Raw genomic sequence first — 16,131 nt, 5'->3', positions numbered from 1 at the left:
AAGAGGCTGCCGGCCAGCGGCCGGCACTACCGTTTCCGAAGTCGCTGGTCGCGCGCCTGCTGATCGGCCATGGCCTTGTCCAGTTCGGCCTGCAGGGCCGGCTGCTGCACGTCCGCATCCAGCACAAACACCTTCACCCCGTGCGCCGGCACCTCCGCCTTCAGACTGCTCTTCACCGCCACCTGGCCACCGTCCAGCGCGTCGCGCCAGAGGCCGGGCTGCAGGTAGCGGTCGACGCTGAAGGTCTTTGCGGCATCGCCCTTGTTCAGCAGCACCAGCGCGGTCTGCGCCACGTCGCCATGCTGCAGCACACGGAAGAACACCGCTTCATCGCCCTGCAGACGTTCGTTCACCTGCAGGCCGCGCTGCAACGCCGGCGTGCTCCCGCGCAGCTTGGCGATGCGCTGCAGCGGGGCGAAGATCGGGCTCTGCGGGGCTGCATCCACCCGCGGCTGGCCGAAGTAGGCACGGTTGCCGGCGTGCTCCGCACGGCCGCGCATGAAGCCGGTTTCCGATCCGTAATAGACCACCGGAATGCCGCGTGCGGTGAACAGCCAGTTGTGCGCGTCGATGAAGCCGCTGTCGCTGGCCTGCAGGCGTGGCATGTCGTGGTTGTCGTAGAAGCTCATCAGCTCATACGGGTTGGCGTACGGGCCAGCGGTCAGGTGCAGCGGCTCGGCCAGCGTTTCAAAGCCCTTGCCGGCGCTGCCGAAGGCCTGCTCCAGCGCGCCGCGCAGCGGGAAGTCGAGCACGCTGACATTGGCGTTGGCCGGCCAGGTGTGTTCGGCGATGCTGGCGGCGTTGTAGTCGAACGCTTCGCCGAACATGAACATGCCCGGGTGCTGCGCGCGGATGCGGTTGACGAACTCGTGCCACCACGGATGCGGCAGCCAGCCGATGGTGTCGATGCGCAGCGCATCCACACCCTGCGCGGTCCACTGCAGGTACGCCCCCACCAGGTAGTCCATCACTGCCGGGTTGTCCTGGTTGAAGTCGCTCAGCTCGGCCAGGTTGCCATCGAAGATCGAGCCGTCCTTGCTGTCGACCGGGCCGATGTTGTTGTAGAACGCGTGCAGCGGATTGTGCTTCGGGTCCAGCTTCTGTGGCGGCAGGTTCTGGTGGTCGGCAATCAGCCTGCCGTCCTTGTCGAAGATCTGGCCGAACTGCGGCTGCCGCTTGGGCATGGTCCAGGCCGGCGAACCATGGTTGCCGACGATGTCCAGCACCACCTTCAGGCCGGCGCCGTGCAGGCCCTTGGTCAACCCGGCAAAATCCAGGTCCCTGCTCGGCAGGTGCTCGTCCAGCGCGTAGAAGTTGATGCCCCAGTAGCCGTGGTAGCCGGTCTTGCCACGGTCGGTCAGGGTGCTGGTACAGCTGATCGGCTTGCTGCCGGTGAAGGCTTCATCCGGGTTGTCGACGATGGGGGTGATCCACACCGCGCCGAAACCGAGGTTGCGGATGTAGTCGGCGTTGTCGAGCACACCACGGAAATCGCCACCGAGATAGCCGATGTTGCCGTCCACCTTGTCCGGGCATGGCACCGGAATATCGAAGGTACGATGCGTGCCGCCCTGGTCGCGATGGTCGTTGGACCGATCGCCGTTGACGAAGCGGTCGGTGACCACGAAGTACACCGCGTCACTGGCGAACGGCTCGGTGGTACCAACGTAGGACGGACGTGGCGCAGCCACGGCATGGCCAGCGAACAGCACAAGGGATACAGCAACAGACAGGGCACCACGCATCACACCACCTCCGGACGGGACGGAACCCGCAACACGCACAGACCGGCAATCAACAGACTGCAGCCACCCAGCACCAGGACATGCATCGGCTGGCCACCCAGCCATGCGCGCAGGGCGAAACCAAGCGCGCTGGCCGCGACCAGCTGCGGGATCACGATGAAGAAATTGAAGATGCCCATGTACACACCCATCTTCGCCGCCGGAACGCTGTCCGACAGCAGCGCATAGGGCAGCGACAGGATCGAGGCCCAGGCAAAGCCGACGCCGACCATCGACAGCAGCAGCCACTGCGGATCGTCGATGAACATCATCGAGATCAGCCCTGCCCCACCCAGCCAGAGGTTGACCAGGTGGCTCCAGCGCAGGCCGATCGCCCGCACCATCGGCGGGATCAGCAGCGCGGCCAGTGCGGCGAAACCGTTGTAGGCACCGAACAGCACGCCCACCCAGTTGGCACCTTCGTTGTAGGCCGCCGATTCGACATCGGTGGAGCCGAAATGCATGCCGGCCACTGCGCGCGTGGTGAAGATCCACATCGCGAACAGGGCGAACCACGAAAAGAACTGCACCCAGGCCAGCCGGCGCATGGTGATCGGCATCGCGCGCAGGTCGCCGACGATGGCGGCCAGCATGTGCGTGCCCGGCAGTACCCGCGCCGCCGCCAGCAGTGCGCCGTAACCCGCGCACAGGCCGGCCAGCACGTACAGCATCCTGTCGCCGTGGCGCCACGCGATCAGTGCCGCCAGCAGCACGCCGAGACCAAGCCACAACGCAACCTGCGCCCACGGCGCAGGGCCGGTCACCGCGGCCCCGGCGTGATGCGCCGGCGGTTCGGCGTCGTCGAAGCTGGCCAGCTCGTCGGGCGAATACTCACGGGTGCTGACCACCGTCCAGGTGATCGCCGCCAGCAGCACCACCGCGCCGAAGTAGAACGCATAGCGCACGGTATCGGGCACCTCGCCCGCCGCCGCCGTGTTGGCAACACCGAAGTGGGCCAGGATGAAGGGCAGGAAGCTGGCAACGATCGCGCCGACGCCGATGAAGAAGCTCTGCATCGCATACCCCGCCGGGCGCTGCCGTGGTGCCAGCTGGTCACCAACAAAGGCGCGGAACGGCTCCATCGACACATTGATCGAGGCGTCCAGCACCCACAGCGTGCCGGCCGCGATCCACAGCGTCGGCGAGTTCGGCATCACCAGCAGGGCCAGCGTGGTCAGCACCGCGCCGATCATGAAGAACGGGCGGCGCCGTCCCCAGCGTGTCCACGTGCGGTCGGACAGGTAGCCGATCACCGGCTGCACCAGCAGGCCGGTCAGCGGCGCGGCGATCCACAGTCCGGGCACCGCGTCCATGTCCGCACCCAGTGTTTCGAAGATGCGGCTGGCGTTGGCGTTCTGCAGGGCAAAGCCGAACTGGATGCCAAGGAAGCCAAAGCACATGTTCCAGATCTGCCAGAACGACAACTGCGGCTTTGCAGGACGGCTCATCGTGCATCCTCTGCTGCCGCCACCGGCGCAATCTTCAGCGCCTGCACCTGGGCCTGGTTCAGCACGCCATCACGACCGCCCTTGCCGCCGGTGTAGTGCGCGAAGTGCTGCAGCGCGCTCATGTTGAAGCCCTCTTCCAGCGTCACCGTGCAGCGGCCCTTGGGTACCGCGAAGGTTGCCGCGGTCGAGTCCTGCGCCGCCACGCTGTGCGGCAGCGTTACCGTGTGCCGCTGCGGAGGCTGGCCCTTGCACTGCACGGCCAGCTGCTTCACCGCCGCGGTCACACCGGTGTTGATCGGGCCGTTCGGGTTGCTGTACTGCAGGCGCAGGCGCACGTGGCCCGCCCTGGCTGCATTGAACTGCCATTGCCGGCTGCCCCGCAGCACCTGCTGCGGGCCGACGCAGACCATCGGGCTGTGCAGGGATTCCAGCGCACCTTCGCGCCGGGTCAGGCTCAGGCAGTGCTGCAGGCCATCATCGCCGACGCGCACCTGGCCCTTGCTGGCCGTGGCCGCGACACCGTCCTGCCAGAGGACCTGGCCGGCAGCCACCGCGACCGACCAGCCCTTGCCACTGCGCTTTGCCTGCGGTGCCAGCGGCGTGGCCGGTGCTCGTGCATTGGCATCGGCACGCGGCACATCACGTCTCACGGCTGCCGGTGCAGCGACCAGCCGCACGGTGGTCGTGGCGCCGCGCGTGCGGGTTTTGCCTGCGACCAGCAAGCCACCATCCACCTGCTTCGGGCGCTCCAGCACATAGCGCTTGCCGCCCGCCTCCAGGCTGATCCGCTTCTGCTTTCCGAACAGCTCCGGCACCAGCTCGGCCGGCAGCTTGGGCTGCACGCGACCGTCGTCCTGCACGCCGAACACGCCTTCGGTGACCATCGACAGATAGCCGGCCACCGACCACAGCTGGCGCTCGGAGTTGACCACCGGCCCGCTCAACGCACCTTCGTCCACGTGCACGGCCTGGCTGACCAGTTCGTAGTTCTCCATGTTGGAACCGGCCAGCGCCGCCCCTTGCATCAGCGAGCGGATCTCGGCAGCAATGCGCGGCGCATCGTCCACCTTGCGCGCCGCGCGCAGCGAGTACGCGCTCACGAACGGCCAGATCGCACGGTTGTGGTAGATCGGCTGCTGCGCTTCCTGCGGCCACACCACCGGGCTGCCGGCAGCCCCCATCGGATAGCCCGCCAGCGCCCGACGCGCACGCTCAGCAGGCAGCACGTCAGCGAGGATGCCCAGCGACAGGCCGAGCAGATCGATCTTGGCGTACGGCACCGGGTGCGCCGCTTCGCCGATGTAGCTCATGTACTGGCCCATGTCTTCGCGCCAGAAGCGCGCGTCGATCTGCACCGCCAGTGCATCGGCCCAGGCCCTGTACTGCTCGCTGCGCTCGTCGCCCAGCTGCGCGGCCATCTGCTGCGCCAGGCGCAGCGCCTGGTAATGCAGCACGTTGGTGGACAGCGCATAGGAATCACCGATGAAGCGCACGTCCTCGCGCGTCCAGTCCGGATAGGTCTGCTCGCGCCAGTCAAGGAACGAGGTCTCGCCGCGATACAGGCCCATCTGCGCGTCGAAGACCATCGCCCGGTCCTGCGCCAATGTGCCCTGCAGGGCCTGCCAGACCTGCTCGGCAAACGCAGGATCATCCAGCAGGTGTCGGGCAGCGAGGAACCACACCACGCGGTCGCTGCTGATCGGCCAGCTGCCACCGGACCCGGTGTCCTGGGCCACGAACAGGCCGGGCGTATGCCCGTCGCGCGCCGCCGACAACTTGAACTGCAGCGACTGACGGGTGCGCTTCGGGTCCAGCTTGGCCAGCGCCAGATCGGCTGCAAAGCTGACGTCACGCGTCCACACATATGGCCAGCGCGCGCCGGTCTGGAAGCACTCGCACGGTACCGGACGGCCTTCGTCGAAGGCCGGATCGCGGATGGCATCCACCCGGTCCTGGCCCATTTCCTGCTGGGCCAGCGCGAACAGCGCATCGAACATCACGCTGCCGGTCTGGCTGCGCATGGGCGCGGCGGCGATGCGCACCTCACCCTTCGGCGCATGCAGCACGAAGCTGCCCTTGGCAGCGGATTCGGCGCGCGCCTGGCGGCCGTCGAATGTCAGGTCGCCCGCGTGCGCGGTCGTCCCCAGCGCTGCCCCCAGGGCAGCGGTCAGGCAAATGATCTTCAGCATCGAAGCGGCAGACCGGCTTGCGCCCGTCGACCTCCCTCCCTCTCTGCACCGTTGTGGGTCCGCACTGCCGTTGCCGGCGTGCGGGCGCGGCACCTCCCTCAAGGTGCCCTGGCCCCATGGTAGACGCGGGGCTGTCGACTGCGTCCAGCTGCATACGTATTCATGGCGTGCAGTACCGGCAGGCCTGTCGGCCTGGCTTATGGTCCGGGTCTGTCAACGGCGCCTTGGGAGGGGAAATGCTGATGTCACCCACAACGGTACGCGCAGTGTTCGCGCACGCTTTCGGCCTGGCCCTGCTGGGATGGGCCGCGCTGGCACAGGCGGCGGCACCGCAGATCGCCAGCGTCGAATCACCGGACAAGGTGCTGAAGGTCAGCCTGGTGCTGGACGGCGGTACCGCGCGCTACCGCGTCGAGCGCCTCGGCCAGACCGTGGTGGCCGATTCGAAGCTGGGTTTTGAACTGCGCGATGGTCGCCTCGACCGCGACTTCAGCCTGCTGGCGCAGGAACGGCGCAGTGTCGATGACAGCTGGGAACAGCCCTGGGGCGAGCGCCGGCTCACCCGCAACCACTTCAACGAACTGACCGTGCACCTGGCCGAAACCACCGGCAGCAAGCGCCGGCTGGACCTGGTGTTCCGCGTCTACGACGACGGCCTGGGCTTCCGCTATGTGTTCCCCGAGCAACCGAACCTGCGCGAAGCGATCATCGATGACGAGCTGACCGAGTTCGCCATCGCGCCGGAGTCCACTGCATGGTGGATACCCGCGGGCGAGCCGATCCATTACGAATACCTGTACCAGCGCACCCCGCTGCGCGAAATGCCGCTGGCGCACACGCCGATGACCCTGCGCAGCCACGACGGCCTGCACGTGGCCATCCATGAGGCGGCACTGGTCGACTACGCGGGCATGTGGCTGCGCCGCACCGAGGGCCAGCGCCTGCGCGCCCAGCTTTCGCCTTCGGCCGAAGGCTGGAAGGTGCGCCGCGCCCTGCCCTTCGCCACGCCATGGCGTACCCTGCAGATCGCCGACCGTGCCGGCGGCCTGGTCGAGTCCGACCTGATCCTCAACCTCAACGAGCCCAATGCGCTGGGCGATGTGAGCTGGGTGAAACCGGCCAAGTATGTGGGCGTGTGGTGGTCGATGCACCTGGATGAAGAGAGCTGGGCGACCGGCCCGAAGCATGCGGCCACCACCGCGAAGACCCGGAAGGTGATCGATTTCGCCGCCGCGCACGGCTTCCGTGGCGTGCTGGTGGAGGGCTGGAATCCAGGCTGGGACGGCAACTGGGTCGGCAACGGTTACGACTTCGACTTCACCCGCGCCACGCCGGATTTCGACATCGAATCATTGTCGGCGTACGGGCTGAAGAAGGGCGTGCACCTGATCGGCCACCATGAAACCGGCTGCGCGATCGAACACTACGAAGACCAGCTGGGTGCTGCGCTGGATCTGTATGCGCGGCTGGGCGTGGACCAGTTCAAGACCGGCTACGTCTGCGACGACGGCCAGGTTGATCGCCGCAATCCGGCCGGCGGCCCGCTGTGGCGCGAGTGGCACGACGGGCAGTTCATGGCCCGCCATCACCTGAAGGTGGTGCAGGAAGCCGCCCGCCGGCACCTGTCGGTGAACCCGCACGAGCCGATCAAGGACACCGGCCTGCGCCGCACCTACCCGAACTGGATTTCCCGCGAAGGCGCACGTGGCATGGAATACAACGCCTGGGGCCAGCCACCGAACCCGCCCGAGCATGAGGTCAACCTGGTGTTCACCCGCATGCTGGCCGGGCCGATGGATTACACGCCCGGCATCCTCAGCCTGAAGGGCCGCCACGGCCAGGCCATTCCCAGCACGCTGGCCCGCCAGCTGGCCCTGTATGTGGTGCTGTACAGCCCTATCCAGATGGCTGCCGACCTGCCCGAGCACTACCTGCAGCACCGCCAAGCGTTCCGCTTCATCGAGGACGTGGCGGTGGACTGGGAGCAGAGCCGCGTGCTCGATGGCGAGGTCGGCGACTACGTGACGATCGTGCGCCGCGACCGCAACAGCCGCGACTGGTTCCTGGGCAGCATCACCGACGAGAACGGCCGCGTGCTGCCGGTGTCGCTGGGTTTCCTGGAGCCGGGCGTGCGCTACCGCGCCGAGGTCTACCGCGATGGCGATGGCGCGGATTTCCGCAGCAGTCCCTTCGCCTTCAAGCGCGAAACACGCGAGGTCAGCAGCACCGATTCACTCACCCTGGTGCTGGCGCCGGGCGGCGGACAGGCCATCCGCTTCACACCGCTGTGAATGCGCCGGTAGTGCCGACCGCTGGCTGGCAACCATCCACGTCGCAACGATGCCGGCCAGTGGCCGGCACTACCGGAATGATGATCTGGAATCGATTACAACCCTGCAAACGCCATTGAATACGTATGCAGGGTGATTCCCACGAAGAACGCGCTGCCTACCATAGCGGCGACGACAGCGGCCACCGCGTCGCACGTCCTCGACACCATCGGGACGACCACGAATCGCACTACAACATTGCCTGGGAGGGGAAAATGTTGAACCACAAGCGCAGTGCGCTGAGCATCGCGTTGGCCGTCGTACTGACGCCATCGCTGGCAGCAGCGCAGTCCACGCAGAGCACGGCAACCCCGCCAACCGGCACCGCCGCCACCAACCTGGACACCGTGCAGGTCACCGGCATCCGTCGCGGCATCGAGAGCGCCATCGCCACCAAGCAGGACGCCACCTCGGTGGTCGAAGCCATCTCCGCCGAGGACATCGGCAAGCTGCCCGACGTCAGCATCGCCGAATCGATCTCGCGCCTGCCTGGCCTTGCCGCACAGCGTGTGGCCGGTCGTGCGCAGGTGATCAGCGTGCGCGGCCTGTCGCCGGATTTCGCCACCACCCTGCTCAACGGGCGTGAAGTGGTCAGCACCGGCGACAACCGCGGCGTCGAGTTCGACCAGTATCCGTCCGAGCTGGTCAACGGCGTGACCGTGTACAAGACCCCCGATGCAGCGCTGGTCGGCCAGGGCCTGTCGGGCACCATCGACATGCAGACCGCACGTCCGCTCAGCTTCCCCGACCGCGTCATCGCCGTCAGCGGCCGCTACCAGAAGAGTTCGTTGGGCCGCGCCGCAGACACCGACCCGTACGGCAACCGCTTCAGCGCCAGCTACATCGACCAGTTCCTGGACAAGACCCTCGGCATCGCCATCGGCTACGCGCACAGCGACATGCCGATCCAGGAAAACCAGGTGGGCCTGTACGAGCCATGGACCACTGAGCACACCGACGCAGGCAACCGCCCGGGCGTTGCCGCTGGCACCTACTTCACCGACGGCATCAAGGCGCTGCGCCGCACCGGCAACAACAAGCGCGACGGTGTGATGGCCACGATCCAGTTCCGGCCCAACAACGCTTGGACCAGCACCTTCGACGCATTCCATACCGAAGCGGAGCAGATCGACACCGCCAACCAGTTCGAGCTCAACCTCAGCAACTACAACGGTGGCTACACCCCGGGCCTGCTGATCAGCAACCCGCAGGTCAATGCCGATGGCACCTTCACCGGTGGCACCGCCAGTGGCGTGTACCCGCTGGTGCGCGGCATGTACAACAAGCGCAAGGACAAGATCGATGCGTTCGGCTGGAACAACGAGTTCACCTTCGGCAGCGTCAAGCTGGTCGCCGACCTGAACTATTCCAAGGCCACCCGCGACGAACTGAACCTGGAAAACAACCTGCAGCTGACCCCGATGCCGCAGCTGGATACGGTCGGTGTGCAGTTCCGCCAGGATGGCTTCTCGCAGATCAGCCCGGGCCTGGACTACTCCAACCCGGACGCGCTGTTCCTGACCAACACCATCTACGGTTCTGGTTACGGCAAGGTGCCGAAGGTGGAAGACCGCCTGAAGGGCGGCAAGCTGGCCGCGACCATCGCCCTGCCCGAAGCAATGGCGTCGTGGGCACCGGATCTGGATATCGGCGTGAACTATGCCGACCGCCGCAAGGTGAAGACCCAGTCCGAAGGCAACATCCTGCTGGGCGCGCAGGGCGATGCCAACATCGCATCGGATCTGCAGTACCGCCCGGTCAACCTCGGCTTCGCCGGCCTGGGCACCATCCCGGCCTGGAACGTGCCTGGCGCGGTCGGTCGCTACATGACCTTCAACCCGGTCGACAACCTGGACTACCTGATTCCCAAGTCGTGGACGGTGCAGGAAAAGATCACCACCGCCTGGGCGCGCCTGAACATCAACACCGACATCGGTGTGGTGGGCGTGCGCGGCAATATCGGCGTGCAGATGCAGCACACCGACCAGAGCTCGGACTCGCGCTACTGGGACAGCTCGCAGGCGGCCGGCAACAACATCCAGCCCTACTCGGACGGCCGCACGTACAACGACTGGCTGCCCAGCTTGAACCTGGCCTTCATGTTCCCGCATGAGCAGACCCTGCGTTTTGCCGCAGCCAAGCAGGTCGCGCGCCCGCGCGTGGACCAGATGCGCGCGGGCCTGGAGTTCGGCGTGGATACCGGTACCGGTCGCCCCGGCGGCAGTGGCGGCAACCCGTTGCTGGACCCGTGGCGCGCCACCGCGCTGGACCTGTCCTACGAGAAGTACTTCGGCGAGAAGGCCTACGTGGCCGCCGCGATCTTCTACAAGGACCTGAAGAGCTACGTCTACACCCAGTCGGTGGACAACTACGACTTCACCGGCCTGCTGGGCAACTATGTGCCGCCGCCGGGCATGGTGGTGCCGGTGCTGCCGACCGGCACGTTCTCGACTCCGGTGAATGGCAAGGGCGGCACCCTGAAGGGCCTGGAGCTGACCGCATCGTTCCCGCTGGAAATGCTGACCGACAGCCTGCGTGGCTTCGGCGTGCAGGCCAGCGCGACCTTCAACAAGAGCGACATCCAGATCCTGGATCCGGAAAGCGCATCCAGCGTGGGCACCGACCCGATCAGCCTGCCCGGCCTGTCCAAGCGCGTGTACAACTTCACTGCCTACTACGAGCGCAGTGGCTTTGAAGCACGCGTGAGCCAGCGCCGCCGTTCGGACTTCATCGGCGAGATCGGCAACTTCAACGGCAACCGCACCCTGCGTTATGTCGTGGGCGAGAACGTGACCGATGCGCAGGTCAGCTACACCTTCAGCGACAGCAGCAGCCTGCGTGGGCTGACCCTGCTGCTGCAGGGAAGCAACCTGACCAACGAGCCGTACCGCACCTACGCCGGCACCAAGGATCGCCCGCTGGAGTACATCGAGTGGGGCCGCACCTACATGCTGGGCGTGAACTACAAGTTCTGAGGTAGCGCCGGGCCATGCCCGGCGCCCCGGACTTGGTAGTGCCGGCCGCTGGCCGGCACCCCACCCACGAACCCGCTGCGCAGGCAGCGGGTTTTCCTTTGTGCGCACAACGCGATGGCCAGTGAAGCGTGATCGGTACGGCCTATCCACGCATGGCGTGGATCTACCCGGTCGCATCGCAATCGATGCGTGGCGGGGATCCATTCGGCATATCTCCGGTAGATCCACGCCATGCGTGGATGCTCTGCACCGGAACCGCGCACACAAAAAAGGGACGGGGCGCTTCGGCCCCGTCCCCGCAAGTACCGCCACCGGAGAAATCGGTCAGCTGCGTCGCGCGCAATACACCGCACGCGGCGGCAGCTGCAGTTCATTGCCCTGCACCGTCCCCGCATCCGGGCCCGGCACAGCCACCTGCTGCCAGTTGCCCGCCGGCAGCGGATGGCTCACCGCTTCGGCCGACAGGTTGAAGGCCAGCAGGAGAGTTTCATCTGCAAGCATACGCTCGAACAGCAGCACTGGCTCGGCACTGTCCAGGAACCGGATGTCACCGTGCAGCAGGGCCGGCTGGGTACGGCGCCAGGCCAGGAAGCCGCGGAAGGCCGACAGCACCGAATGCGGATCCTGCGCCTGCACCGCCACGGCCGCCGCCTGGTGCTCGGCCGGGATCGGCAGCCACGGTTTGCCGGTGGTGAAGCCGGCCAGCGGCGCGTCGATCCACGGCAGCGGCGTGCGGCAGCCGTCACGCCCCTTGAAGTTGGGCCAGAAGGTGATCCCGTACGGGTCCTGCAGCGCCTCGAACGGCACGTCGGCCTCGGCCAGGCCCAGTTCCTCGCCCTGGTACAGGCAGACCGAACCACGCAGTGAACACAGCAGTGCCACCAGCATCCGCGCCAGGCGAGGGTCGGCCGGATGACCACCCCAGCGGCTGACTGCCCGCTCCACATCGTGGTTGGACACTGCCCAGCACGGCCAGCCTTCGGTCATCGCCGCTTCCAGGCGCGAAACGGTGTCGCGGATGTAGGCCGCGCTGTAATCGTTGACCAGCAGCTCGAAGCTGTAGCCCATGTGCAGGCGGCCATCGCGGGTGTATTCGGCGGTGGTCGCCAGCGAATCCTCCGAGGAGATCTCGCCCAGGCTCACCGCCCCCGGGTATTCGTCCAGCAGGGCGCGCAGCTGCTCCAGGAACGCCAGATTCTCCGGCTGGGTGTTGTTGTAATAGTGGTACTGGTAGGCGTACGGGTTGTCCGCGCTGAAGCCGCGGCCGACGCGCTTGTCGGCCGGCTTGGGCGGGTTGTCGCGCAGCTGCGCGTCATGGAAGCAGAAGTTGATCGCATCCAGGCGGAAGCCATCCACACCCCGGTCCAGCCAGAAGCGCACGTTGTCCAGGGTCGCCTGCTGCACCTGCGGGTTGTGGAAATTCAGGTCCGGCTGGTCCACCAGGAAATTGTGCAGGTAGTACTGCTCGCGGCGCGGCTCCCACTGCCAGGCACCGCCGCCGAACAGCGACAGCCAGTTGTTGGGGGGCGTACCGTCCTCGCGCGGATCCACCCACACGTACCAGTCCGCCTTCGGGTTGCTGCGGTCCTGGCGGCTCTCGCGGAACCAGGCATGCTCGATCGAGGTGTGGCTGAGCACCTGGTCGATCATCACCTTCAGGCCCAGGCCGTGGGCCTTGGCCAGCAGCCGGTCGAAGTCGTCCAGGCTGCCGAACAGCGGATCGACATCGCGGTAGTCGGCGATGTCATAGCCGAAATCGGCCATCGGCGATCGGAAGAACGGCGAGATCCAGATCGCATCCACGCCCAGCCCGGCGATATGGTCCAGGCGCTGGATGATGCCGGGCAGGTCGCCTACCCCGTCGCCGTTGGCGTCGAGGAAACTGCGCGGGTAGATCTGGTAGATGACGGCTCCGCGCCACCATGGATAGTGCGACATCGACAGCCCCCCTCCGGGCATGCGGGGCCCGCCGGAAGCGGGCCGAAATCCTGCTCCCGCAAGCTTAGCGGCGGCTCCCCGGCGATGGCGCTGCCTGCATACGTATTCACGCCCGGCCGGTCCGGCTCACGCGCCGGTGACGCCATCCGCCCGAATTCACAGGCAACGCCTATAATCAGGGATGAGCCTGAAAGCCTGATCGCATGACCATCACCGAAGACACCCGTCCCGCCCTGGGCCTGTCCCAGATCCAGTCGCTTGCCGCAGCCGACATGGCTGCCGTCGATGCCCTGATCCGCCGCCGGCTGTCTTCGGATGTGGTGCTGATCAACCAGATCGCCGACCACATCATTTCCGCTGGCGGCAAACGCCTGCGGCCGATGCTGGTGATGCTGGCCGGCCATGCGGTCGGCGGCGCCGGCCCCGAACACCACCAGCTGGCAGCGATCATCGAGTTCATCCACACCTCCACCCTGCTGCACGACGACGTGGTGGACGAATCCAGCCTGCGCCGCGGCCGCAGCACCGCCAATGCACTGTGGGGCAACGCGCCCAGCGTGCTGGTGGGCGACTTCCTGTACTCGCGCAGCTTCCAGCTGATGGTCGAGCTGGACCGGATGTCGGTGATGCAGATCCTGGCCGACACCACCAACCGCATTGCCGAAGGCGAAGTGCTGCAGCTGCTGCACGTGCACAATCCGGACACCGACGAAGCCGCCTACCTGCGCGTGATCGAGCGCAAGACCGCAGTGCTGTTCGCCGCCGGCACCCGCCTGGGTGCACTGGCCAGCGGCGTCGATGAAGCCACCCAGCAGGCCCTGTACGACTACGGCATGCACCTGGGCTACGCCTTCCAGATCGCCGATGACGTGCTGGATTATTCGGCCAACGCCGAGGAGCTGGGCAAGAACCTGGGTGACGACCTGGCCGAAGGCAAGGCGACGCTGCCGCTGATCCATGCCATGGCCCATTCCGATGAGGCCACCCGCCAGCGCCTGCGCGCGATCGTGCAGAACGGTGACGCCTCGGCGATGCCGGACGTGCTGGCGGCGATCCACGCCACCGGAGGCCTGGAATACAGCCGCCGTCGTGCCGAGGAATATGCAGAGGCCGCCGAACGGGCGCTTGACGGCCTGGCCGACAATGATGCCGTCGCCGCCCTGCGCGGCCTCGCCCGCTACGCGGTACAGCGTTCGCATTGATGGATTCGCCGGGCACGGCCCGGCGCTACCGCATGAGATCTGGTAGCGCCGGGCCATGCCCGGCGGACACGGCGCCTCAACGCCTCTCGAACCGCTCCTCGAAGAACTCATCCAGCGCCTTCCAGGCGCGCTTGGCGGCGCGTTCGTTGTACTGGCAGCCCGGCGGGCTGTTGGCATCGCGCTCGGCAAAGCAGTGCACCGCACCGCTGTAGTTGGTGAACTCCCAGTCCACCTTGGCCGCATCCATTTCCTTCTGGAAACTGCCGATATCCTCGGCCGTCACGCTCTTGTCGTCGGCGCCGTTCAGTACCAGCACCGACGGGTGGCTGCCGCCGGCCTGCGCCGGCAAGGGGGAGCCGAGCCCGCCATGCAGGCTGACCACGCCCGCCAGCGGCGCGCCGGCACGGGCCAGTTCCAGCACCGTGGTGCCGCCAAAGCAGAAGCCCACTGCGCCGATCCGGCTGGCGTCCAGCGGCGCCTTCCCCGCCTGCGCCTTCAGTATGTTGACCGCCTCCAGTGCACGCGCTCGCAGCAGTGGCCGGTCATTGCGCAGCTTGGTCGCCACCGGTCCGGCCTCGGCATCGGTCTTCGGCCGCACGCCCTTGCCGTACACATCGGCCACCAGCACCACGTAGTCATCGCCCGCCAGCTGCTTGGCCTTCTCGATGGCCGATTCGTTCACGCCCTTCCAGTTCGGCACCATCACCAGACCGGGACGCTTGTCAGCATCTCCATCGTCATAGACCAGCACGCCACTGAAGGTCGTGCCCTGGTGCTTCCACTCCACCGGCTGGGTCTTCATCGCCGCCCACGCTGGCATCGCTGCCAGCCCCAGTACCATCGCCACGCCGCAACGCCAACGGTTCATGCGCCTGCTCCAGAAAAAGGGGACGGAGGGGATCAAGCCGCATTCGCCCCTCCCGCGTCGCATTCTGCATTGGCGGCGTGACGCAGGTGTGGTTGGATACGACTTGATCCCCTCCGTCCCCTCTTCTGCATGAACCTTGTTGATCGCTTTCTGTCTGGATTGATCCCGCGCCTGCCCGAGGACGATGCCCCGCAATGGGCGTGGACCGAAGGCGCCAGCGAGGCCGACCTGCAACGCCTGCGCGCGCAGTGGCCGCAGGTGCCCGGCAGCCTGGTCGAGCTGCTTTCGCGCGTGGATGGCACGCACTTCCGCGACTATCCGAAGGGCGAGGTCTGCGTGCTGATGCTGGGCTCGGACGTGGGCGACTACCCGTACTACCTGCGCTCCATCGCGCAGATCTTCGAAGACCAGCAGCAATGGGACGACAGTATCCGTTCCATCTACGAGGAATGGCTGGAAGAAGATCCGGAGATCCTCGGTGCCGGCATCGATGCCGACCTGCCGATGAGCCGCCGCCTCTGCTTCTCGCACTGCATGAACAACGGCGGCACCTCGATGCTGTACCTGGATTTCGATCCCGCACCCGGCGGCAGCGTTGGCCAGGTGGTGCGCTACCTGCACGACCCGGACAGCTACGCGGTCATCGCGCCCAGCTTCGATGCGTACCTGCAGGAACTGATCGATCGCGACTACAGCTTCCTCGACGAGTAGATCCACGCCATGCGTGGATGAAATCCTCGCCGGCCGATGACCTCATGCCATGCGTGGATCAGGGCTTCACTCGCGCTCGATCCAATGCAACACCCCCGGTTCGAACGCAAGCAGATCGTCCACCGCCACCCGCGCGCGCGCCCAACACCGTTCCGGCGGCTTCGGCTGCCGGCCCCCCACAGCCCCAGCGTAGTCGCGCACCAGCAGGCCGATGCGCGCCGCTCCGGCATCCAGCAGGGCATCAATGCGCTGCAGCCACTGGCCGGCGTCACCCAGGGCTCCATCGCGATGCACCTGCTGATCCTGCTCGCGCCGCGCCCACTGCTCGGCCAGCGCACGGGCGATCTTCGCCTCGCTCCAGCCCTTCCTGCGCCAGCGTTCGGCATCGTTCTTCCTTTCCCGCATCTTCCATGCCGATGCGAGTGCGGTGCCACAGTCGCAGTGGCCTGCGCTCAACCAGGGCTGCCAGCCCGGCCCCACGGCGGCACGCAGGCTGGGCGAATCCTGCGCGAACAGCCGCCGGCCGCTGCGCTCCATGATTGCGGAGCTTTCGGCGTCCGGAAACGAAGTGGGCAGGAACAGGGTGATAAAGGTGCACATAAGGCTCGCCGAATCCGTCCGGGTTTCCACACAGGGTAGATCCACGCCATGCGTGGATGAAATCCCCCGGGTTGCCGGCCAGTGGC

At 66.7% G+C, this 16,131-nt stretch carries 10 protein-coding genes; 4 read left to right on the top strand and 6 right to left on the bottom strand.

Annotated elements, in window-relative coordinates; genetic code table 11:
- Positions 1-26: 26 nt before the first annotated feature.
- Genes LMF57_RS05190 through LMF57_RS05180 form a run of 3 tightly spaced genes read right to left on the bottom strand, consistent with a single transcriptional unit; the run spans position 27 to position 5,421 of the window.
- Complete coding sequence (locus LMF57_RS05190) at positions 27-1,745, bottom strand: alpha-amylase family glycosyl hydrolase (protein WP_117309743.1); 1,719 nt, start codon at positions 1,743-1,745, stop codon at positions 27-29.
- A complete protein-coding gene (locus tag LMF57_RS05185) occupies positions 1,745-3,232 on the bottom strand; it encodes an MFS transporter (protein ID WP_208081897.1) in 1,488 nt (495 codons plus the stop codon). Before LMF57_RS05185 ends, LMF57_RS05190 begins: the two co-directional genes overlap by 1 nt.
- A complete protein-coding gene (locus tag LMF57_RS05180; protein WP_208081898.1) occupies positions 3,229-5,421 on the bottom strand; it encodes a Six-hairpin glycosidase-like protein in 2,193 nt (730 codons plus the stop codon). Before LMF57_RS05180 ends, LMF57_RS05185 begins: the two co-directional genes overlap by 4 nt.
- Before the next feature lie 236 nt (positions 5,422-5,657).
- Here LMF57_RS05180 and LMF57_RS05175 point away from each other — a divergent pair, with 236 nt between their 5' ends.
- Positions 5,658-7,712 (top strand): glycoside hydrolase family 97 protein, encoded by a 2,055-nt coding sequence (locus tag LMF57_RS05175; protein WP_208081899.1) that lies wholly within the window; start codon positions 5,658-5,660, stop codon positions 7,710-7,712.
- Between the two features lie 254 nt (positions 7,713-7,966).
- The gene (locus LMF57_RS05170; RefSeq protein ID WP_208081900.1) at positions 7,967-10,726 is read left to right on the top strand and encodes a TonB-dependent receptor; all 2,760 of its coding nucleotides are present in this window, start codon (positions 7,967-7,969) and stop codon (positions 10,724-10,726) included.
- 324 nt (positions 10,727-11,050) lie between these two features.
- Here LMF57_RS05170 and LMF57_RS05165 read toward each other — a convergent pair whose 3' ends face one another.
- Positions 11,051-12,664, bottom strand: coding sequence for an alpha-glucosidase family protein (locus LMF57_RS05165; RefSeq protein ID WP_117309739.1), 1,614 nt, complete (start codon positions 12,662-12,664; stop codon positions 11,051-11,053).
- A 203-nt stretch (positions 12,665-12,867) separates the two neighbouring features.
- Here LMF57_RS05165 and LMF57_RS05160 point away from each other — a divergent pair, with 203 nt between their 5' ends.
- A complete protein-coding gene (locus LMF57_RS05160; protein WP_117309738.1) occupies positions 12,868-13,866 on the top strand; it encodes a polyprenyl synthetase family protein in 999 nt (332 codons plus the stop codon).
- A 76-nt stretch (positions 13,867-13,942) separates the two neighbouring features.
- Here the strand turns inward: LMF57_RS05160 and LMF57_RS05155 are convergent, their stop codons facing one another.
- Positions 13,943-14,734 (bottom strand): dienelactone hydrolase family protein, encoded by a 792-nt coding sequence (locus LMF57_RS05155; RefSeq protein ID WP_208082916.1) that lies wholly within the window; start codon positions 14,732-14,734, stop codon positions 13,943-13,945.
- Positions 14,735-14,863: 129 nt separating this feature from the next.
- On the opposite strand from LMF57_RS05155, the gene LMF57_RS05150 reads away from it, so the two are divergent.
- Positions 14,864-15,445 carry an SMI1/KNR4 family protein gene (locus tag LMF57_RS05150; RefSeq protein ID WP_117309736.1) on the top strand — a complete coding sequence of 194 codons (582 nt, stop codon included), beginning with the start codon at positions 14,864-14,866 and terminating at the stop codon, positions 15,443-15,445.
- Between the two features lie 66 nt (positions 15,446-15,511).
- Here the strand turns inward: LMF57_RS05150 and LMF57_RS05145 are convergent, their stop codons facing one another.
- Positions 15,512-16,075 (bottom strand): hypothetical protein, encoded by a 564-nt coding sequence (locus tag LMF57_RS05145; protein ID WP_229291029.1) that lies wholly within the window; start codon positions 16,073-16,075, stop codon positions 15,512-15,514.
- Between the last annotated feature and the right edge of the window lie 56 nt (positions 16,076-16,131).

Origin of the sequence: Stenotrophomonas sp. SI-NJAU-1 (assembly GCF_020883215.1) — a bacterium.
GTDB classification, from domain to species: domain Bacteria; phylum Pseudomonadota; class Gammaproteobacteria; order Xanthomonadales; family Xanthomonadaceae; genus Stenotrophomonas; species Stenotrophomonas indicatrix.
The sequence above is the reverse complement of the archived record's forward strand: the minus strand, read 5'-3'. Positions and strand labels throughout refer to the sequence as shown.